The organism is Sphaerisporangium sp. NBC_01403 (genome assembly GCF_045040145.1).
GTDB classification, from domain to species: domain Bacteria; phylum Actinomycetota; class Actinomycetes; order Streptosporangiales; family Streptosporangiaceae; genus Sphaerisporangium; species Sphaerisporangium viridialbum.
The window spans coordinates 6,798,342-6,817,395 of record NZ_CP109534.1 but is presented as its reverse complement, the minus strand read 5'-3'; the positions used below and the strand labels follow the sequence as shown (position 1 = coordinate 6,817,395).

Here is a 19,054-nt window from a genome sequence, read left to right as displayed (position 1 = left end):
TGCGGTCAGGAGGTGCGGGACGCGGTGCCGGAGTAGCGGGAGGACGTCTCGCCCGGTCTGGTGACCTCGAACGCCACCCGGTCGGCACCCTCCGGCGAGATCTGCACCGTGCTCGGGTAGCACTGGTCGCCGCGCACCTGGTCGAGCCGGAAGGTCGCCGTCGAGGCCTGTCCGCCGAGCCTGGTCAGCCGTCCCGTGCAGTGCAGGTCCGCCCCCCACCGCATGGTCCCGGGTCCCGTGACGCCCTTCAGGAGGATCTCCACGGGGAACACCCGCCCGGCGGTCGGATGCTCGGCGCTGCCGGTCCACCGGCCCGCGTACGAGAAGCCGGCGGATCCTCCCCGGGAACCGCTCCCCTCGGTACGGAGGTTCGCCTGCCACAGCGTGACCCCGATCGCGCCGGCCACCAGGACGGAGATGGCGGCCACGAGGGCGTGCCACCTCGGGCGTGTACGTGCCGGGGGGCCGGAGTCCGTCTCCACCAGGTGGCCGTGACCGCCCGCATCCGGCCCTGACGTGACCGTGGCCGCGCCCTCGCGGCCCTCCACAGGGGCGGAGGTGAGTGTGGACGGGCCTTGGTGGTCGCCTTCCACGGGGGTGAAGGTGAGTGTCGAGGGGCCTTGGTGGTCGCCTTCCACGGGGGTAAAGGTGAGCGTCGAAGGGCCGTCGTGGTGGTGTGCCGCGGGGGTGAACGTGAGCGTTGAGGGGCCCTGGTCGTCCAGTTCCGGGGTGAAAGGGAGTGTCGAGGGGCCGTGGTCGTCGGGGGGTTGGGGCTGCGAGGCGAGGGTGGCGCCCGTTTCCAGCACCTCGCCGGGGAGCGGGGCGGCCCCTTGACCGATGAGGCGGCGCAGCACCTCGTCCGCGCTCGGCCGCCGGGACGGGTCCGCGGCCAGGCAGGCGACGACGATCTCGCGCAGTGACCCGGTGAGCGGGTCGAGGTCCGCCTCGCCGAACAGGATGCGGCCCAGGGTCGCCTCGAAGGAGCCGGCGGCGTACGCGTGCCGGCCGCTGGCGGTGAAGGCGACCGTCAGGGCCCAGCCGAACATGTCCGCCGACGGCCCGGCACGCTCGCCCTTGAGCTGTTCGGGAGACAGGTAGGCGGGCGTGCCTATCGGCACCCTGCCCGTGGTGGCCGTGGTGTTCATCAGCCGCGAGACGCCGAAGTCGATGACGCGCGGCCCGTCGGGGGCGAGCAGGACGTTCCCCGGCTTGAAGTCACGATGGACGACGCCCGCGCCGTGGATGGCCGCCAGCGCGGTGGCGGTGCCGACGGCCACCCGGTCGAGCGAGCCGCCCGTACGGGGGCCCTCCGCCGTGATGTGCTCCTGGAGCGAGACTCCCTCCACGTACTCGCTGACGATGTACGGGCGGTCGCCGTCGAGGTCGGCCTCCAGCACCTGGGCGGTGCAGAAGGGCGCCACCCGCCGCACCGCCTCCACCTCGCCGATGAACCGGCGGCGCGCCTTCTCCTCGTCCAGCCGCGAGTGCATCAGCTTGACCGCGACGCGCGAACCGTCGGGGGAGCGGCCGAGGAACACGACTCCCTGGCCGCCCCGGCCGAGACGTCCGAGCAGCCGGTAACGGCCGAGCTGCTCGGGATCTTCGGCGCGGAGGGGGGACGGTTCGGACATGTGCCCATGACTACCACGACTCCCCGACCTAGGAGGTCGTGGCGGGCTCGGGGGTCGTGACCGGGGCGGAGGAGGGGCGGGCTCGGTAGCGGGTGAAGGCGGGCAGGGCCAGCCCGATCACGGCGGCGCCGGCGACGGTGGCCAGGCCACCGCTCACGGCGCTGAAGGACGGTGACACCAGCGAGCCGACCGCGCCCGCGCGGAAGTTCCCGAGCTCCGGGCATCCCACGCCGACGACGTGGTCGGCGGCGCCCACCCGCCCGCGAAACCGGTCGGGCGTGACGACCTGGACGATGGTCGTGCGGAACACCACGCTGACCACGTCGGCGGCACCGGCGACGGCGAGCAGGGTGAGGGCGAGCCACAGGTCGTGGGCCAGGCCGAACCCGGCCAGGCCGGCGCCCCAGACGGCGCCCGCCACCAGGATGGCCAGTCCTTGGCGGGACACCTGACCGACCCAGCCGGACAGCGCCGTGCCGAGGATGCCGCCGACCGCGACCGCCGAGGTGAGCAGGCCGAGCGTCTGCGTCGAACCACCGAAGCGTTCGGCGTTGATCAGGGGAAAGAGCGCGAAGGGCATCCCGAGGATCGTGGCGTTCATGTCGGCGAGGAACGCCCCGCCGAGGATCCGGTCGCGGCCGATGAACCGCAGGCCCTCGCCGACCGACCGCAGGCTGGGCCGGGTGCCCCCGCCCTCGGGTGGCATGGCGGGCAGCCGGGCGATCCCGTACAGGGCCGCGACGAAGCTCAGCGCGTCGACGAGGTAGCACAGCCGCAGCCCTCCGGCGGCGGCGATCACGCCGGCGAGAGCGGGGCCGATCGTCGCGCTGAAGTGGAAGGCGAACATGTTGAGCGCCGCCCCCGCGGGGACCCGCTCGGCCGTGAGCAGCCGGGGCAGGAAGGTGCTCCGCGCGGGACCGTTGACGGCGCTGAGCACGGACTGCACCGCGACCAGGCAGTACAGCAGCCACAACTGGTCGAGGCCCATGAACGCCTGCACCGCGAGCACGGCCGACACCCCGGTCAGGCAGCCGCTGGTCACCAGCACGAGCTTGCGCCGGTCGACGGCGTCGATGAGCGAGCCGCCGGCGAGGCCGAACACGATCGCAGGGAGGGCCGAGGCGAGGCCGACCGCGCCGACCGCGATCGCGGAGCCGGTGAGCACGTACACCTGCAGGACGACCGCGAAGCTCGTCATCTGGCCGCCGATCGCGGACAAAGTGGACCCTGCCCAGAGCCGCCGGAAGGCGGGTGACTCCTTCAGGGGCCGGATGTCGATGAACAGGCGTCTTCGAGCCATGTCCTTCTCTTTCGCGTGGGGGGATGCGAGCTCAGGCGTCGGATCGGCCGGACAGCGCCTGGCGGAACGGGGCGTGGGACGGGTCGCCGAGTGTCAGCGCGGCGTCGGCGATGCGCTCGCGGAAGGGACGCCGCTCCAGCGCGTCGGAGAGGGCCGCGAGCAGCTCGCCGAACGGAACGGGCAGCTCGGCGTCAAGCGCGGCTGCGGCGGCACTGGTCGCCGCCCATTCGGCCTGGATGGCGGGAAGCAGGGACCGCGCCTTGGCACTCAGGCGCACGATGTGCCGGCGGGCGTCGTCGCCCGGCTCCATCGTGACGAGGCCGCGCCGGCTCATCTGCGCCACCGTCTGGCTCGCCGCCGAGTGGGTGACCGACACCGCGCGGGCCAGGTCGCGTATGGAGCTCGGGCCCAGCTCGACGAGGGCCCGCACGATCGGCGAGAACCGGGGCCGGTAGTCCTCCAGCCCGAGGTCGGCACACGCTCTCGCGACATCGGCGTCCATCACGTCGAGCAGGTGCCGCAACCGCGTTCCCAGTCCGTTGTCCAGCCCCGCCTCGCTCATGGGGCCCAAACTATAACAGCGCTGTTGCATCTGGCCACAGGCGGAGCCCGCCGCCGGGCGTGGCAGAACCAGGGGCAGGGCTCAGCGGGAGGGGCGACCGGGGGTCACAGGGCTCGGCGGAGCCATTCTTCGACGCCGGCGACGTGCACCGTGGCCCAGGCGTGGGCGACGTCCGGCTGGTGGCTGGCGATGGCCTCGTAGATCGCCGTGTGCTGCTCCCGGGTCTTCGCGGTGGCACCCTCCTGGGTGAGGCCCCGCCAGATGCGCGCCCGGGTGGTCGGGCCGGAGAGGCTCTCGATCAGCGAGCACAGCACGGTGTTGCCCGAGCCCTTGGCGATGGCCTGGTGGAAGTCCAGATCGTTGGCCACGAGCTGCTCGATGTTGGGGTCCTCCGGCAGGGCTTCGAGGATGGTCCGCAGCTCCTCGATGGCGTCCGCGCTCATGTTGGCCGCGGCCATCGCCGTCGCCGAGGGCTCCAGGATGCGGCGGACCTGGAAGAACTCCAGCACGGTGTCGTCGCGGTGGAAGTCGACCACGAACGAGAGCGCGTCGAGGAGCAGCCGGGGCTCAAGGCTCGTGACGTACGTGCCGTCGCCCTGGCGCACGTCGAGCACGTTGATCAGCGCGAGCGCGCGGACGGCCTCACGGAGCGAGTTGCGGGAAAGGCCGAGCCGCTCGGCGAGGTCGGCCTCCTTCGGCAGCCTCGCGCCGGGGGCCAGCTCGCCCGAGACGATCATTCCCTTGATCTTGTCGATCGCCGCGTCCGTGACCGCCACGGAGTCACCACCCCTAGAGTTGCGCAGTTCAAGCCGATACATCCGATGTCTAGGAGTGTATGCCGTCAGTGTGTCCGGGCTGTGAACCGTACGGGATCGCCGGGAGCGCCAGGCTCGCGACGGATCATCCCGCGGACCTCCAGTGTCCGCAGGTGCGCGGCCGCCTCGCCCGCCGCCATCCCGCGCTGCATCGGCGCCAGGTCGGCCCAGGGACGGTTCCAGGTCATCCGCTCGGCGACGTCCCAGATCGTCGGTGAGGCCGGCGAGAGCCCGGCCAGCAGGTCGTGCAGCTGGACGAGCTTGTCCTCGTGGTGGGCGCGGATCTCGGCCGCGCGCGTGGCGGCGTCGGGGAACGTCCACTCGTGCGCGGGCAGGGCCTCGACGCTCCCGAGCCCGGCCACGCGCTCCAGGGAGGCCAGGAAGTCGCCCAGCGGGTCGAGGTCGGTCCGGTCGTACGGATAGATCCCGATATGGGGGGTGATGCCGGGGAGGACGTGGTCCCCGGTGAAGAGCCGGTCGGCGTCCTCCAGGTGCAGGCAGACGTGCCCGGGCGTGTGCCCGGGGGTCCACACCGTGCGGAGCCTGCGGCCCGGCACGTCGATCAGGTCGCCGTCGCGGAGCTCCACGTCGGGCAGCGCGGGCGGATCGGGCCGGCCGGACAGCGCGACCGCGTCCGCGTCGGACCCCGCGCCCGCCCGGCGCATCATGTCGGCCTGGAAGTTCCGGTGGGGGCCCTCGGCCAGCTCGTGGATCAGCCGTACGAGCGCGGCGTCCGCCTCGTGCATGGCGATCCAGCCGCCGGACTCCTCGCGCACCCGCCCGGCGAGCCCCGCGTGGTCGGGATGGTGGTGCGTGACGACCACCCCGCGCACCGTACGGAGGTCGATGCCGAGCGTGGCCAGCCCGTCCCTGAGCGCCAGCCAGGCGTCCTCGTGGTTCCACCCGGCGTCGACCAGCACCGGCCCGGCCGGGGACTCGACGGCGTACACCAGCGTGTACCCGAGGGGGTTGCCGGGGATCGGCACCGGGACGCTCCACACCCCGCCGCCGAGGTCGGCGGGCCGCTGCGCGCTGTACGGCCTGCGGCGCGTCTTCACACGCGCTCGAGAACGGTGGCGGTGGCGAGCGCGCCCCCGGCGCACATCGAGACCAGGGCGGTGGAGGAGTCGGACCTCTCCAGCTCGTGGAGGGCCGTGGTGATCAGGCGCGAGCCCGTCGCGCCCACCGGATGGCCCAGCGCGATGGCCCCGCCGTTCACGTTGACCTGGTCCATGTCCGGTTGGTGGACGGTCGCCCAGGACAGCACGACGGCGGCGAACGCCTCGTTCACCTCGAACCTGTCGATGTCGGCGACCTTCATGCCCGACACGGCCAGCGCCTTGGCGGTGGCGTCCACCGGGCCGTCCAGGTGGTAGTACGGCTCGGCGCCGACCAGCGCCTGGGCCAGGATGCGGGCGCGCGGGCGCAGACCCTGCCTGGCGGCGGCCTCCTCGCTCATCAGCAGCACGGCCGCCGCGCCGTCGGAGATCTGGGAGGACGTGCCCGCCGTGTGTAACGCGTTTTCGCCGAGCACGGGCTTCAGCCTGCCCAGTCCCTCGGCCGTGGTTTCACGCAGGCCCTGATCCTTCGCGACCCTGCGGCTCTCGCCCGTCGGCTGGCCGTCCTCGCCCAGCACCGGCGCGGTGACCGGGATGATCTCGCGCTCGAACCGGCCGTCGGCCCAGGCCTCGGCGGCGAGCCGCTGTGACCGCGCGCCGAACGCGTCGAGGCGCTCGCGCGTGAGCCCGCGCCGCCTCGCGATGCGCTCGGCGGCGGTGAACTGGTCGGGCAGGTCGATGGACCAGTCGTCCGGCCGGGGCTTGGCGGGGAGCACGTTGCTGCCGAGCGGCTGGCGGCTCATGGCCTCGACGCCGCAGGCGACGCCGGCGTCGATGACGCCCGCCTGGATGAGCGCCGCGACCAGGTGGACGGCCTGCTGGGAGGAGCCGCACTGGGCGTCCACGGTCGTCACGCCCGTCTGGTACGGCAGGCCGGCGTAGAGCCAGGCGTGGCGTCCGACGTGCCCGCCCTGCTCGCCCGCCTGGGTCACGCATCCGGCGAACGCCTGGCCGATGGTCGAGGGGTCGACGCCGGACTTCTCGACCACGCCCCTCATGGCCGTGGCCAGCAGGGCCATGGGTTTGAGCCCCGCCAGCCAGCCGTTGCGCTTGCCGATCGGGGTGCGTACGGCCTCGACGATCACCGGCGTGCCCATGCGGGCCTCCTCAACGTCCGAACGTTGTTCTAGCCGAGACTGTAACGGGTTCTATTTTGACGTGGAAGCCCCGGTCGCGGGGTTCAGCTGCCGAAGTCGCTGAGCAGGCGCCCGGCGGCGATCTCGATGCGGCGCTGGATCTGCTCGTAGGTGCGGCGCCCGCGGAGCATCTCGAGCAGCTCGTGCACCCAGATGCTCGCGAGCGAGCCCGCCAGGGCGAACTCCTCCTCGGTCGCCGACTGCGCGGTGAGGCCGTTGCCCGAGACGCGCAGGAGCAGGCCGGCCATGCGGTCGCCGAAGGGGGTGTCGACCTCGGCCATGATCAGCGAACGGATCAGCGCGTCCGCCAGCTCGGGCTCGCGCATGAGGCCGCGGGTGGCCCGCATGAGCACGTCGACGGCCCGGCCGGCCGGGGAGGCCGCGCTCGGGGGCCGCCGCTCGATGCTGCTTTCGAGTAGGTCGATCTCTTCGCCGACGACGGCGACGACGAGATCCATCTTGGAGGGGAAATAGCGGTAGAGCGTGCCGAGGGCCACCCCGGCGCGCTCGGCGACGGTGCGCATCTGCATGGCCTCGACGCCGCCCCGGGAAGCGAGCGCGGCGGCGGCCTGGACGATGCGCTTGCGCCGCTGGAGCTGGCTGCGCGTGCGGACGCCGGAGGACACCGGGGCCGCTGGAGGCGGGGGCGCCACGCGATCGCCGCCCTCGGGCCCGGTGGGGGCGGGGACGGCCGTGGTGCCGGCATGCGGGGTGCGCATAAGAACACGTTACCGGATTACCCGCAGGTAGGCCTTGTTACTGGCCGGTCACAAAGAACGCCGGTCTTGCATGACGTTTGTGTTGCGAGGAGATATCCGGCGGCTTCCCGGTAAATCCCCCTGGACACAGATTAGAATCTGTTCTAGTTTGCGGCTGACCAGGTCATGGGAGGCGTCATGTCGGCGGACACGCTCGCGGGGCTGCTCCAGGCGAGGGCGCGGGACGACGGGCCCGGCCTGCTCTTCGAGGACCGCACCTGGTCGTGGCGCGCATATGTGGCCGAATGCCGCGACCGCGCCGCCTGGCTCGGCGAGCTCGCGCGCGGCCGTTCCGCGGGGGAGACCGACGACCGGCCGCTGAACTTCGCCGTCCTGTTCGACAACGTGCCCGAGCTGCTGTTCCTGCTGGGCGGCGCCGCGCTGTCCGGGCACGTGCTCGTCGCCCTCAACACGACCAGAAGCGTGGACGAGCTGGCGCGGGACGCCTCGGCGACGCACGCGGGGCTGGTCGTCCACGAGCCCGCGTACGCGGGGCTCGCCGCCGCCGTCGCGGGACGGCTGGGCGTGGAGGCGGTCGACGTGGACCCGGAGGGCCGGTCCGCCGCCCGGTCCGCCGCCCAGGTGGGTGAGCCGATGGCCCGGCCTGCCGGTCCGGAGGCACTGGTGATGCTGATCTTCACGTCCGGCACCTCGGGACGGCCCCGCGCCGTCAAGGTCACGCAGCGCAAGATCGCGGTGCCCGGCACCAGCCTGGCGGCCATGCTGACGCCCGGCGACGTCGTCTACTGCTCGATGCCGCTCTTCCACTCCGGCGCAATCATGGCCGCGTACGCGCCCGCCGTGGCCTCGGGGGCCGCGCTGGTCCTGCGGAGGCGGTTCTCGGCGTCCGGCGTGCTGCCCGACCTGCGGCGGTACGGGTGCACGTACCTGCACTACGTCGGCAAGGCGCTGTCCTACGTCCTCGCCACCCCCGAGGGGCCGGATGACGCGGGCACCCCCCTCAGGATCGCGTTCGGCAACGAGGGGAGCGCGACCGCCACCCGGCGGTTCGGGGAGCGCTTCGGCTGCCACGTGATCGACGCGTTCGGCTCCACGGAGACCGCCATCTCGATCACCCCCGACGCCGCGGGGCCGCCCGGAAGCCTCGGACGCCTGCCGGAGGAGGTGGAGATCCGCGATCCCCTCACCGGACGGCGCTGCCCGCCGGCGGTCATCGAGGACGGCAGGCTGCTGAACGCGCACGAGGCGATCGGCGAGCTGGTCAACACGCGGGGGCTCGGCCTGTTCGACGGGTACTACAACGACCCCGGCGCCGACGTGGAACGCGTGCGGGACGGCGCGTTCTGGAGCGGCGACCTGGCCTACGCCGATCAGGACGGCTACGTGTTCTTCGCCGGGCGCGGCACGGAACGCCTCCGGGTGGACGGCGAGCCTCGCGGCCATCGAGGAGGAGTTCACCCGGCACGGCCGGCGCCACCTGCTGGAGCTCGACGCATCCCATTCCGGACTGGAGCACTGATGGACCTCATCCCGGACGACCGGCACCCCCTGGAGCGCTGATGGACTTCACCCTGGACGAGACGCAGGCCGAGCTGAGGGAACTGGCCGCGAGCCTGTTCGGCCGGGAGGCCACGCCGGAACGGCTCACGGACCACGAGAAGGGCGGCCGGCCGTACGACGCCGGGCTCTGGGAGGCGGCGGCGCGGGCGGGGCTGATCGGCGCCTGCCTGCCCGAGGACGTCGGGGGCGCCGGGCTCGGCGCGGTCGAGCTGGCCGTGATCCTGCGCGAGGCGGGGGCGAAAGTGGTCCCGGTACCGATTCAGGACAGCCTGGTCGCGGCGATGGTGATCGGGCGGTACGGCTCGGCGGGGCAGCGCGAGAGGCTGGCCCGCCTGGCCGAGGGTGAGATCGTCCTGACGGCCGCGCTGCTGGAACCGGGCCGGGACCTCGGTGCGCCGCCGCTGACGACGGCACGACCATCGGGGGACGGATGGGTGCTCTCCGGGCGCAAGACCATGGTGTCCTACGCCGCCGAGTCCGACGCCATCCTGGTGGCCGCCCAGACCGAGCAGGGCACCGGCCTGTTCCTGGTGAGGCCGGGCGACGCGGCCGTACAGGCGGTGCCGGCCTCCACCGGAGAGCCCGCGGCGGCCGTGATCCTCGACGGCACCCCCGGTGAGCCGGTCGGCGAGCCCGACGGCGCCGCCTACCGCGCGCTGCGGCTGCTCGCCCTGGTCGCGATCACCGCCAGTGCCTCAGGCGTGCTCGCGGGGGCGCTGGAGCTGACGACGGAGTACATCAAGGCGCGCAAGCAGTTCGGCCGCGCGCTGGCAGAGTTCCAGGCGGTGACGGTGCAGATCGCGGACGTCTACATCGCCGGGCGGGCGCTGGACGTGGCGGTCTGGTCGGGCGCGTGGCGGGTGGACGCCGGGCTCGGCGACGAGGCCGAGCTGGACCTCGCCGTCGCCGCGCACACCGTGACCGACGCCGCGCTCGCCGGCCTCTACACCTGCCAGCACCTGCACGGCGGGATCGGCCTCGACGTGACGTACCCGCTGCACCGCTACTTCGCCTGGGGCAAGCACCGTGCCCACCTTCTCGGTGGCGTGGAGGCCCGGCTCGACACGATAGGAGCGCTCGTCTGATGCTGATCGACCTCACCCCCGAGCAGAAGCGGCTCCGCGCGGAGCTCCGCGACTACTTCGGCGCGTGCCTGACCGAGGAGGACCGCAGGAAGATCGCCCAGGACCCGTTCGGCCAGGCTTACATCGAGCACTGCCGCAGGCTCGGCCGCGACGGCAAGCTCGGCCTCGGATGGCCCAAGGAGTACGGCGGCGCCGGTCTCGGGCCGCTGGAGCAGCAGATCTTCGCCAACGAGATCGCCCGTGCCGAGGTGCCGTACCCGATCATCACGCTGCAGACGGTCGGCCCGACCCTGATGCAGTACGGGACGCCGGAGCAGAAGGAGTTCTTCCTGCCCAGGATCCTCGCGGGGGAGTGCCACTTCGCCATCGGGTACAGCGAGCCGGGAGCCGGCACCGACCTCGCGTCCCTGCGCACCACGGCCGTCAGGGACGGGGACCACTACGTCGTCAACGGGCAGAAGATCTTCACCTCGGGCGCCCACTACGCCCAGTACATCTGGCTGGCCGCCCGCACGGACCCGGACGCCAAGAAGCACCGCGGCATCTCCATGATGATCGTCGACACCACCGACCCCGGATACTCGTGGACGCCCATCGTGACGATGGACGGGCGCCACCACACCAACTCCACCTACTACGCCGACGTCCGCGTGCCGGTGGACATGCTGGTCGGGGAGGAGAACAAGGGCTGGGACCTCATCGTCAACCAGCTCAACCACGAGCGGGTCACGCTCGGCCCGGCGGGGAACATCGCCCACGTGTACGACCGGTTCGTCGCGTGGGCGCGGCGCACCGGCGCGATCGAGGAGCCGGCGGTGCGGCGGGCCATCGGGCGCGTCTACGCCTACTTCCGCACGAACGAGCTGCTGAACTGGCAGGTGGCGGCGAACATGGACCTCGGCTGGCTGGGCGCGCCCGACGCCTCCGCCACCAAGATCTACGGCTCGGAGCGCATGCAGGACGTGGGCAGGATCGTCGGAGAGGCGCTCGCCAGGTACGGCGACCCGTCGGACCCGGAGACCGCCGCGTTCGTCGACGTGCTCGACCACGGGGTCAAGGGCGCGGTCGTGCTGACCTTCGGCGGCGGCGTCAACGAGGTGCAGCGCGAGTTGATCGCGATGCTCGGCCTCGGACTCCCGCGACCGCCTCGCTGACGCCCTTCCCATCACCAGGCCGGAAGGCCACCGCAGCGCTTAGGAGAGAGAGTGACGACGGCTGAAGCGAGCATCCACGAGCGGCTGACCGCCCTGGCGGAGCGGCAGATCGCGGTGGGTGAGGTACGGGGGGTCGCCGCCGCCGACCCGGTGAACCTGCCGATGATCCACCACTGGACCGACGCCATGGGGGACGCCAACCCCGTCTACACCGACGAGAAGTTCGCCGAGGGGAGCGTGCACGGGGAGATCGTCGCACCGCCCGCGATGGTGCAGGTGTGGACGATGCCCGGGCTGCGGCGCGACAAGGGCGTGGAGAGCCCGGTGGACGGCGTGCTCGCCATGCTGGACGCGGATGGCTTCACCGGGGTGGTGGCCACCAACTGCGAGCAGACCCACCACCGCTACCTGCGGCTGGGCGAGCGGCTCGTACCCGGCACCCGGATGACGGGCCTGTCGGGGCCGAAGACCACGGCGCTCGGCGTCGGATATTTCGTGACTTGGCTGGTGACCTGGTACTCCGGGAACGAGCCGGTAGCGGAAATGATGTTCCGGGTACTGAAGTTTCGTCCCCGGGAGAAGAAAGCAGCGCCCGAAGCGCGCGAGCCGTACCCCCTGAAGCCCGCCGTCAACAGGGACACGGCGTTCTTCTGGGAGGGTGTGCGGCAAGGCGAACTACGGATCCAGAAATGCGGCGACTGTGGTGAGCTGCGGCATCCGCCGGGACCGGTCTGCCCGTCGTGCCGGTCGGTCAACCGGTCGTACACCGTGGCGAGCGGGCTCGGCGAGGTCTACAGCTTCGTCGTCCACCACAACCCGCCCGTGCCCGGGATCCGGACGCCTTTCGTGGTGGCCGTAATTGAACTACCCGAAGGCGTACGCATTGTCGGGAATGTTGTGGAATGCGGGCCAGAAAAGGTGGGTATCGGTATGCCGGTGCGTGTGACATACCGCGAGATGGACGACGACCTCGTCCTGCCGATGTGGGAACCCCGGGAGCCGTGATGCGCACGTTGACGCAAGACGACATCGAGTGCGGGGCGGTGCTCCCGCTCCTGCGCATCGAGCTGAGCCCGACGATGGTCATCGCGACGGCGCTGGCCACCATGGACTTCACCCCTGTGCACCACGATGTGGAGCTCGCGCAGGCTCAGGGCTCCAAGGACATCTTCCTGAACATCCTGACGACCATGGGGCTGGTCGAGCGCTACGTCACCGACTGGGCCGGGCCCGAGGCGCTGATCCGCGGCATCAACGTACGGCTGGGCGTGCCCGCGTACGCCGGTGACACGATCACCTTCAGCGGGACGGTCGCGTCGCGGGAGGGCGGCGAGGTCTCGGTCGACGTGCGCGGGGCGGTCAGCCTGGGCGACCACGCCACCGGCACCGTCCGCTTCTGCCTCCCCGGCTGAGCGCCGCCGTCAGGGCCGTCAGTTGGGTCGTCATCTGGGTCGTCTGTAGAAAGGCACACCACGTGTACTCGCTTTCCGGCCGTACGGCCGTCGCGGGGATCGGCGCCACCGAGTTCTCCAAGGATTCCGGCCGCTCGGAGCTCCAGCTCGCCGCCGAAGCCGTCCTCGCCGCGCTCGACGACGCCGGGCTGCCGCCGTCCGAGGTGGACGGCCTGGTCACCTACACGCAGGACGGCAACCAGGAGATCTCCGTCGCCCGTGAGGTCGGCATCGGCGACCTGTCGTTCTTCTCCCGGGTCCACTACGGCGGAGGGGCGGCCTGCGGCACGGTGCTGCACGCCGCGATGGCGGTCGCGACCGGGGCGGCGTCCACCGTCGTCTGCTACCGGGCCTTCAACGAGCGCTCCGGGCGCAGGTTCGGCCAGCCGGACGCCGGGCTCGGCGGCGAGCCGTCGTCGCAGGGCATGGAGATGAGCTGGCACGTGCCGTACGGGCTGATGACGCCGGCCGCCTGGGTCGCGATGTTCGCCCAGCGCTACATGCACACCTACGGCGCGACCTCCGAGGACTTCGGTCGGGTCGCCGTGGCCATGCGGCGTCACGCCGCGGCCAACCCCGCCGCGTGGTTCTACGGGAGGCCGATCACGCTGGAGCAGCACCAGCAGTCGAAGTGGATCGTGGAGCCGCTGCACCTGCTGGACTGCTGCCAGGAGAGCGACGGGGCCGTGGCCCTGGTCGTCACCTCGGCCGAGCGGGCGAGGGACCTGCGGCGTTCCCCGGCCGTCGTCACGGCCGCCGCGCAGGGCTCGGGCGCCGGGCAGATGATGATGACGAGCTTCTACCGCGACGACATGTGCGGCCTGCCGGAGATGGGGGTGGTGGGGCGCGGCCTATGGGAGATGTCGGGAATGTCGCCCGATGACATCCAGACGGCCATCCTCTATGACCACTTCACGCCGTTCGTGCTGAGCCAGCTAGAGGAGCTGGGGTTCTGCGGCAGGGGCGAGGCCAGGGACTTCATCGCCGACGGCGGCATCGAGATCGACGGGCACCTGCCGGTGAACCCGCACGGCGGGCAGCTCGGCGAGGCGTACATCCACGGCATGAACGGCATCGCCGAGGCCGTGCGCCAGATCAGGGGAACGTCCGTCAACCAGGTGCCCGGCGTCCAGAACGTACTGGTCACCGCGGGCACCGGCGTCCCCACGAGCGGCCTCATCCTCTCCCAGGACTGACCGGATCGATCTCATGATTCCCGTACGGGCCGGGCCCGCTCGTGCGGCGACGCCGGTCAGGGTGTGACGATCGTGGGGACCGAGAAGAACACGATCATCGCGATGGCGACGCACAGGATGAACCCGGCCAGCTCCCAGAGCCAGTCGTAGTGGTGCTCGCCCAGCTTGATCGGCTTCGGCCGCTCATGCCGGCGCGGCCGTGCCCCCCGCTCGGGTGCGTTCTCCGCTGCCGCCGCCTGCTTGGGGACGCTCACCGCCGTAGCGGGCTCGGTCGAACCGTCCGCCAGGCTCTTGCCCACCGTGTCCACCGTGGCCCCCGGGTCCACCGCGTCCACCGCGTCCACCGTCAGCGCGGCGGCGCTCGTCGTCTCCGGCTCGGCCTCCGCACCGTGGGCTTCGGCGGGTGCGCTTGTCACGGCGTCGGCGGTTTCGGCGTCCACTACGGGGGACGGTCGGCCGTCGGCGAACTTGCGCCGGAGATTCGGCCAGTTCCCGGTGGCCAACGCCTTGCTGAAGGACGAAGATCTCCCGGGGGACGAGCCGGCCGCCGAGGGGCCGTCCACGGCCGGAGCGCCGTCCGCGGGGGGAGCCTCCGCCCCTGCCGCCGCGACCAGGGTGTCAGGCGAGACGATCGGCGTCTCGGCCGCCGCCACCGGTACGTCCGGGGTGACCAGTGCGTCCGGGGACACCGGAGCCGCCCCGGCGATCGGGGCCGCTTCGGCTACGGGGGCGGCAAGGGGGACCGAGGCGGCACCGGCGTGGCGGCGGCGGCGGGGCTTGGGGGGCGTGTCCGACGCTCCGGCGCGGGGTGCCCGGATCTTCGGCATCGGCTCGGTGGTGGCCTCGTGCCTGGACCTGCGGCCGGGCTCGGGAGGCGACAGCTCCTTGGCGGGGAAGACGCCGGTGTTGGTGAAGGGATCGGGCTCGGCGAGGGGCAGCGGCCACCTCGGCGTGGTGGGCCAGAGCCGCTTGCTCCCCGGCCGCGCGCCGCCGGTCGTACCGGCGTCCTCGGGGATCGCGCTGAGGATCTTCACCCGCAGGCCCCCCGACGGCCGGCGCCAGGGGAGACGGGCGAGCGCGTCCTCGGCGGGCCCGATGGCGAGGGCTCCGTACACCTCGGCCGGCTGCGGCGGCACGCCTCCGGAGCGCGCGGCGGCCACGGCGGCGGTGAGGGAGTGGGTGAACCGGTGGCGGGCGCCGAGCTCGAGCTGCTCGGCGGTGTCGGCCGCGACGTCGAGGACCCAGGCCAGCTCCGCGGTGTCCAGCCCGCAGACCGCCGAGAGCAGGAGCACCTCGCGCTGGTGCGGGCGGATCTCGCGTACCACGCGCTCGACCAGCGCGGTCGCGGGATCGGCGGCGGGGTCGACCGACGGGAGGACGTAGGCGACGTCGCGCCGGTAGATCTCGCGGCGCGCGAGCGCGTAGAGCGCGGCGCGCGGAGGCTCCACCACCGGCACGTTGGTGAGCACGGCCGTCAGCGCGTCGGCGGCGGAGGCGGTGTCGCCCAGCTGATCGTGGCAGTACGCGAACAGCCCGGCGGCGTGACGGTCGTAGAGCTCGGCGATCAGCTCGCCCCTGGGACGCTGATCGATGAGCGATGGAGTCACAACCGCTCCTCTGGAATTCTCGTGCGGGCTGGGAGGTTTGGCCTGGCTGAGGGGGATAGGGAGCCAATCATGCCAAGGCTCTCGCAGGAGTCGCACTAATCGATGCCACTTTGATAGATATCGCGAAAGTACCAGGAAGAAGCCGCCGGACAGCGAACATTCGCACCTTTCTGAAATGCTGACAAGTCGCTATGACGGCTGTCTTGAGACAGATTGGTCCAGATCCCCATAGGGTGTGTCGGGAAAGATCAAGTGGACCTGCGGTCGGACCGTCACCTACCGTGGGGGCTGCCGAGCGGGTGGTAGCTGCGCGCAGCCGACTCGACGATTCCGGGCCACGCGGTCCCGGCCGAGAAGCACGAGGTCGTGCGTGATCACATTTGAAGGCGTCACCAAGCGCTATGGAGACGGCACGGTAGCCGTCGACAACCTCAACCTCCAGGTGCCCACCGGGGCCATAACCGTTTTCGTGGGGCCGTCCGGGTGCGGCAAGACCACGTCCTTGCGCATGATCAACCGCATGATCGACGCGACCGAGGGGCGCATCCTCCTCGACGACCAGGACATCCGGAAGATCGACCCGCCGACCCTGCGCCGGGGCATCGGCTACGTCATCCAGCAGTCCGGCCTGTTCCCGCATCGCAAGATCGTGGACAACGTCGCCACCGTGCCGTACCTGCTCGGATGGGACAAGAAGAAGGCGCGCGAGCGCGCGATGGAGCTCCTGGAGCGCGTCGGGCTGGACACCAAGCTGGCCGGGCGCTATCCGTTCCAGCTCTCCGGCGGCCAGCAGCAGCGGGTCGGGGTGGCGAGGGCCCTCGCCGCCGACCCCCCGGTGCTGCTCATGGACGAGCCGTTCAGCGCCGTCGACCCGGTCGTGCGCACCAGCCTGCAGGACGAGCTGCTCCGGCTCCAGGCGGAGCTCCAGAAGACCATCGTGTTCGTGACCCACGACATCGACGAGGCGATCAAGCTGGGCGACACCGTCGCGGTGTTGCGCGTCGGCGGTCACCTGGCGCAGATCGCCGACCCGCCGACCCTGCTCGCCGAGCCCGCCGACGACTTCGTCGAGGGGTTCCTGGGCAAGGACCGCGGCATCCGGCGGCTGTCCTTCGTCCCGGCCGGCGGCATCAAGGTGCGGTCGGAGCCCGGCGTGCCGGGCTGGTCGGTGGTCCTGGACGAGGACGGCCGGCCGACCGGGTGGCGCGCGGACGGCGCCGGCGGGGCGAACGGGCTCCAGCCCTTCGGCACCGTCGACCTGGAGAAGGACTCCCTGCGCGTGGCGCTCGACGCCGCGCTGCTCGCGCCGTCCGGCTGCGCGATCGCGGTGGACGGCGAGGGCAGGTTCGCCGGGGTCGTCACCAGGGAGGCGCTGGACGAGGCCCTCACCCGGAGCACGGGGGTGGCCGATGGGTGACGGCGAGCCGCTGGTCCGCTGGGACTGGATCGGCCGCAACTGGCCCAGCATCCAGACGCTGCTCGTCGACCACGTCATCATGGCGATCGTCCCGGTGCTGCTCGGGCTGATCATCGCCCTGCCGCTGGGCCTGGCGAGCGCGCGGTGGCGGGTGCTCTACCAGCCTACGGTCGGCCTGATGAACGTCGTCTACTCCCTGCCGTCGCTGGCCGTCTTCATCGTGCTGATCCCGCTCACCGGGCTCGCCGAGCGCGCCACGGTGATCATCCCGCTGACCTTCTACTCCCTGGCGGTGCTGATCCCGTCCGTGGTGGACGGGCTCGGGGCGGTGCCCGACCACGTACGCCAGTCGGCGGTCGCGATGGGCTTCGGGCCGTTGCGGCGGCTGCTGCAGGTCGAGCTGCCCATCGCGGTGCCCGTCGTGCTCGCCGGCCTGCGGGTGGCGACGGTGTCCAGCATCAGCCTCGTCAGCGTCGGCGCGCTGGTCGGGCGCGGCGGGCTCGGCTACCTGTTCATCGACGGCTGGCAGCGCCAGTTCTACACGCCGATCGTGGTGGGCATCGTGCTGGTCGTGGCGCTCGCCGTGCTCGCCGACGGCCTCATCGTCCTCGCGCAACGCCTGCTCACCCCCTGGGCCCGTGCGAGGAGGACGGCGTGAACTGGCTGATCGACTTCTTCGGCGACCCGGCGAACTGGTCCGGCCCCGGGGGCATCCCGAGCCGCCTGCTTGAGCACATCGAGTTCTCGGTGGTCGCCCTGCTCCTCTCGATGGTCATCGCGATCCCGCTCGGCCTGCTGATCGGGCACACCCGGCGCGGCGCCGTGCTCGTCGTGATCGCCGCGAACGCCGCCCGCGCGCTGCCCACCCTGGGCCTCGTGGTGCTGATCGTGCTGCTGGCCGGGGTCGGTACGACCTGGCCCGTCCTGATCCCGCTGGTCGCCCTCGCGATCCCTCCGATCCTGGTCAACACCTACGAGGGCATCCGGGGCGTCGAGGAGGACCTGCGCGACGCGGCGTACGGCATGGGCCTGCGCGGCGGCCAGGTGCTCATGAGGGTGCTCGTGCCGGTGGCGTTGCCACTGATCCTGCTCGGCCTGCGCGTCGCGGCGATCCAGGTGGTCGCGACGGCCACCGTCGCCGCGTACGTCGGCCTCGGCGGGCTCGGCCGTTACATCATCGACGGGCTGGCGACAAAGGACTTCCCGAGCACGATCGGGGGAGCGGTCCTCGTCGCGGTGCTGGCGTTGGTCGTGCAGCTCGGCTTCTCGCTGCTGCAGCGCGTGGTGGTCTCCCCCGGGGTGAGCCGGCGCGTCAAGGTCCGCTAATCTCTCTATTACCCCCTGATTTGGAAGGGATTTTCATGAGGCGAATGATAACCACCGCGGCGGTCGCCCTGACCGCGGTGTTCACCCTAGGCGCGTGTGGTGGCGGGGATCCGCTCGACACGACCAGCAGCGCCAGCGCGGCCCCCAGCGCGTCCGGGTCCAGCGGCGGTTCCAAGGTCGTCATCGGCTCCGCCAACTTCCCGGAGAACGTCCTGCTCGCCTCGATCTACTCCCAGGCCCTCACGGCCAAGGGAGTGCAGGTGGAGGAGAAGTTCAACATCGGCAGCCGCGAGGTCTACTACGACCAGATCAAGACCGGCGCGCTGACCGTGCTTCCCGAGTACAACGGGGGTCTGCTCAGCTTCATCGACCCCAAGAGCACCGCGGCCAGCACCGATGACGTCAACACCGAGCTCAAGTCCAAGCTCCCCGCCGAGCTTGAGCTCCTCGACTCCTCCGCCGCGCAGGACAACGACTCGCTGACGGTCTCCAAGGACACCGCCACCAAGAACAGCCTGACGACGATCGAGGACCTGGCGAAGGTCTCCAAGGACTTCGTCGTGGGCGGCCCGCCGGAGTTCAAGAAGCGCCGCGAGGCCCAGTTCAAGGACGTGTACGGTCTCACGTTCAAGGAGTGGAAGCCGACGGACGCGACCACGGCGGACGCCCTCAAGAGCGGCACGATCCAGGTGGGCAACGTCTTCACGACCGACCCCAAGCTGCTGATCAACGGTCTCGTCTCGCTCCAGGACCCGAAGAACGTCTTCAGCGCGCAGAACGTCACGCCGCTGGTCAACAAGGCCGGCGCCGACGACACCGTGCGCACGACCCTGAACGCCATCTCCGCCAAGCTCGACACGAACGCGCTGGTGGACCTGATGAAGCGCGTGGCCGTCGACAAGGACGACCCGCCCGCGGTCGCCAAGGACTGGCTGACCCAGAACGGCCTCGCCTGACCTCGGCCCACGGCTGAACGG

The 19,054-nt window shown here is 71.6% G+C and carries 18 protein-coding genes; 10 read left to right on the top strand and 8 right to left on the bottom strand.

The features are described from left to right. Positions 1–5: 5 nt before the first annotated feature. The 7 genes from OG589_RS30435 to OG589_RS30405 form a co-directional block, all read right to left on the bottom strand. Positions 6–1,631: a serine/threonine-protein kinase gene (locus OG589_RS30435; protein ID WP_405141323.1), complete on the bottom strand. Its 1,626-nt coding sequence runs from the start codon at positions 1,629–1,631 to the stop codon at positions 6–8. Positions 1,632–1,659: 28 nt separating this feature from the next. Beyond that, a complete protein-coding gene (locus OG589_RS30430) occupies positions 1,660–2,931 on the bottom strand; it encodes an MFS transporter (RefSeq protein WP_405141322.1) in 1,272 nt (423 codons plus the stop codon). Between the two features lie 31 nt (positions 2,932–2,962). Next, positions 2,963–3,493 carry a MarR family winged helix-turn-helix transcriptional regulator gene (locus OG589_RS30425; RefSeq protein ID WP_405141321.1) on the bottom strand — a complete coding sequence of 177 codons (531 nt, stop codon included), beginning with the start codon at positions 3,491–3,493 and terminating at the stop codon, positions 2,963–2,965. A 104-nt stretch (positions 3,494–3,597) separates the two neighbouring features. Next, positions 3,598–4,269, bottom strand: coding sequence for a FadR/GntR family transcriptional regulator (locus OG589_RS30420; RefSeq protein ID WP_405141320.1), 672 nt, complete (start codon positions 4,267–4,269; stop codon positions 3,598–3,600). A gap of 65 nt (positions 4,270–4,334) precedes the next feature. Next, entirely contained in the window at positions 4,335–5,366 is a 1,032-nt protein-coding gene (locus OG589_RS30415; RefSeq protein WP_405141319.1) for an MBL fold metallo-hydrolase, read from the bottom strand. Then, positions 5,363–6,523 carry a steroid 3-ketoacyl-CoA thiolase gene (locus tag OG589_RS30410; RefSeq protein WP_405141318.1) on the bottom strand — a complete coding sequence of 387 codons (1,161 nt, stop codon included), beginning with the start codon at positions 6,521–6,523 and terminating at the stop codon, positions 5,363–5,365. Before OG589_RS30410 ends, OG589_RS30415 begins: the two co-directional genes overlap by 4 nt. 83 nt (positions 6,524–6,606) lie before the next feature. Next, positions 6,607–7,281 (bottom strand): TetR family transcriptional regulator, encoded by a 675-nt coding sequence (locus OG589_RS30405; protein WP_405141317.1) that lies wholly within the window; start codon positions 7,279–7,281, stop codon positions 6,607–6,609. 177 nt (positions 7,282–7,458) lie between these two features. On the opposite strand from OG589_RS30405, the gene OG589_RS30400 reads away from it, so the two are divergent. From OG589_RS30400 to OG589_RS30375, 6 genes are all read left to right on the top strand, one after another. After that, complete coding sequence (locus OG589_RS30400) at positions 7,459–8,841, top strand: AMP-binding protein (RefSeq protein ID WP_405141316.1); 1,383 nt, start codon at positions 7,459–7,461, stop codon at positions 8,839–8,841. Further along, positions 8,841–9,926, top strand: a complete 1,086-nt coding sequence (locus tag OG589_RS30395) for an acyl-CoA dehydrogenase family protein (protein ID WP_405141315.1) — start codon at positions 8,841–8,843, stop codon at positions 9,924–9,926. The genes OG589_RS30400 and OG589_RS30395 overlap by 1 nt, the downstream gene beginning before the upstream one ends. Then, entirely contained in the window at positions 9,926–11,080 is a 1,155-nt protein-coding gene (locus OG589_RS30390; protein ID WP_405141314.1) for an acyl-CoA dehydrogenase family protein, read from the top strand. The genes OG589_RS30395 and OG589_RS30390 overlap by 1 nt, the downstream gene beginning before the upstream one ends. A 51-nt stretch (positions 11,081–11,131) precedes the next feature. Then, positions 11,132–12,085, top strand: coding sequence for a bifunctional MaoC family dehydratase N-terminal/OB-fold nucleic acid binding domain-containing protein (locus tag OG589_RS30385; protein WP_405141312.1), 954 nt, complete (start codon positions 11,132–11,134; stop codon positions 12,083–12,085). Next, a complete protein-coding gene (locus OG589_RS30380; protein ID WP_405141311.1) occupies positions 12,085–12,492 on the top strand; it encodes a MaoC/PaaZ C-terminal domain-containing protein in 408 nt (135 codons plus the stop codon). Before OG589_RS30385 ends, OG589_RS30380 begins: the two co-directional genes overlap by 1 nt. A 62-nt stretch (positions 12,493–12,554) precedes the next feature. Then, positions 12,555–13,727 carry a lipid-transfer protein gene (locus OG589_RS30375; RefSeq protein ID WP_405141309.1) on the top strand — a complete coding sequence of 391 codons (1,173 nt, stop codon included), beginning with the start codon at positions 12,555–12,557 and terminating at the stop codon, positions 13,725–13,727. Positions 13,728–13,783: 56 nt separating this feature from the next. Here the strand turns inward: OG589_RS30375 and OG589_RS30370 are convergent, their stop codons facing one another. Then, positions 13,784–15,334: a hypothetical protein gene (locus tag OG589_RS30370; protein WP_405141308.1), complete on the bottom strand. Its 1,551-nt coding sequence runs from the start codon at positions 15,332–15,334 to the stop codon at positions 13,784–13,786. Between the two features lie 370 nt (positions 15,335–15,704). Here OG589_RS30370 and OG589_RS30365 point away from each other — a divergent pair, with 370 nt between their 5' ends. Genes OG589_RS30365 through OG589_RS30350 form a run of 4 tightly spaced genes read left to right on the top strand, consistent with a single transcriptional unit; the run spans position 15,705 to position 19,033 of the window. Next, the gene (locus tag OG589_RS30365; RefSeq protein WP_405141307.1) at positions 15,705–16,751 is read left to right on the top strand and encodes an ABC transporter ATP-binding protein; all 1,047 of its coding nucleotides are present in this window, start codon (positions 15,705–15,707) and stop codon (positions 16,749–16,751) included. Then, entirely contained in the window at positions 16,744–17,409 is a 666-nt protein-coding gene (locus tag OG589_RS30360) for an ABC transporter permease (RefSeq protein WP_405141306.1), read from the top strand. The genes OG589_RS30365 and OG589_RS30360 overlap by 8 nt, the downstream gene beginning before the upstream one ends. Further along, complete coding sequence (locus tag OG589_RS30355; protein ID WP_405141305.1) at positions 17,406–18,077, top strand: ABC transporter permease; 672 nt, start codon at positions 17,406–17,408, stop codon at positions 18,075–18,077. Before OG589_RS30360 ends, OG589_RS30355 begins: the two co-directional genes overlap by 4 nt. Positions 18,078–18,112: 35 nt before the next feature. After that, on the top strand, positions 18,113–19,033 hold the full coding sequence (locus OG589_RS30350) for an ABC transporter substrate-binding protein (protein WP_405141304.1): 921 nt from the start codon (positions 18,113–18,115) through the stop codon (positions 19,031–19,033). Positions 19,034–19,054 lie beyond the last annotated feature (21 nt).

Excerpts from the sequence above, each read along its gene's own strand:
- OG589_RS30435 (WP_405141323.1), bottom strand. The coding sequence starts at position 1,631 with ATGTCCGAACCGTCCCCCCTCCGCGCCGAAGATCCCGAGCAGCTCGGC.
- OG589_RS30430 (WP_405141322.1), bottom strand. The coding sequence starts at position 2,931 with ATGGCTCGAAGACGCCTGTTCATCGACATCCGGCCCCTGAAGGAGTCA.
- OG589_RS30425 (WP_405141321.1), bottom strand. The coding sequence starts at position 3,493 with ATGAGCGAGGCGGGGCTGGACAACGGACTGGGAACGCGGTTGCGGCAC.
- OG589_RS30410 (WP_405141318.1), bottom strand. The coding sequence starts at position 6,523 with ATGGGCACGCCGGTGATCGTCGAGGCCGTACGCACCCCGATCGGCAAG.
- OG589_RS30405 (WP_405141317.1), bottom strand. The coding sequence starts at position 7,281 with ATGCGCACCCCGCATGCCGGCACCACGGCCGTCCCCGCCCCCACCGGG.
- OG589_RS30400 (WP_405141316.1), top strand. The coding sequence starts at position 7,459 with ATGTCGGCGGACACGCTCGCGGGGCTGCTCCAGGCGAGGGCGCGGGAC.
- OG589_RS30395 (WP_405141315.1), top strand. The coding sequence starts at position 8,841 with ATGGACTTCACCCTGGACGAGACGCAGGCCGAGCTGAGGGAACTGGCC.
- OG589_RS30390 (WP_405141314.1), top strand. The coding sequence starts at position 9,926 with ATGCTGATCGACCTCACCCCCGAGCAGAAGCGGCTCCGCGCGGAGCTC.
- OG589_RS30380 (WP_405141311.1), top strand. The coding sequence starts at position 12,085 with ATGCGCACGTTGACGCAAGACGACATCGAGTGCGGGGCGGTGCTCCCG.
- OG589_RS30360 (WP_405141306.1), top strand. The coding sequence starts at position 16,744 with ATGGGTGACGGCGAGCCGCTGGTCCGCTGGGACTGGATCGGCCGCAAC.
- OG589_RS30350 (WP_405141304.1), top strand. The coding sequence starts at position 18,113 with ATGAGGCGAATGATAACCACCGCGGCGGTCGCCCTGACCGCGGTGTTC.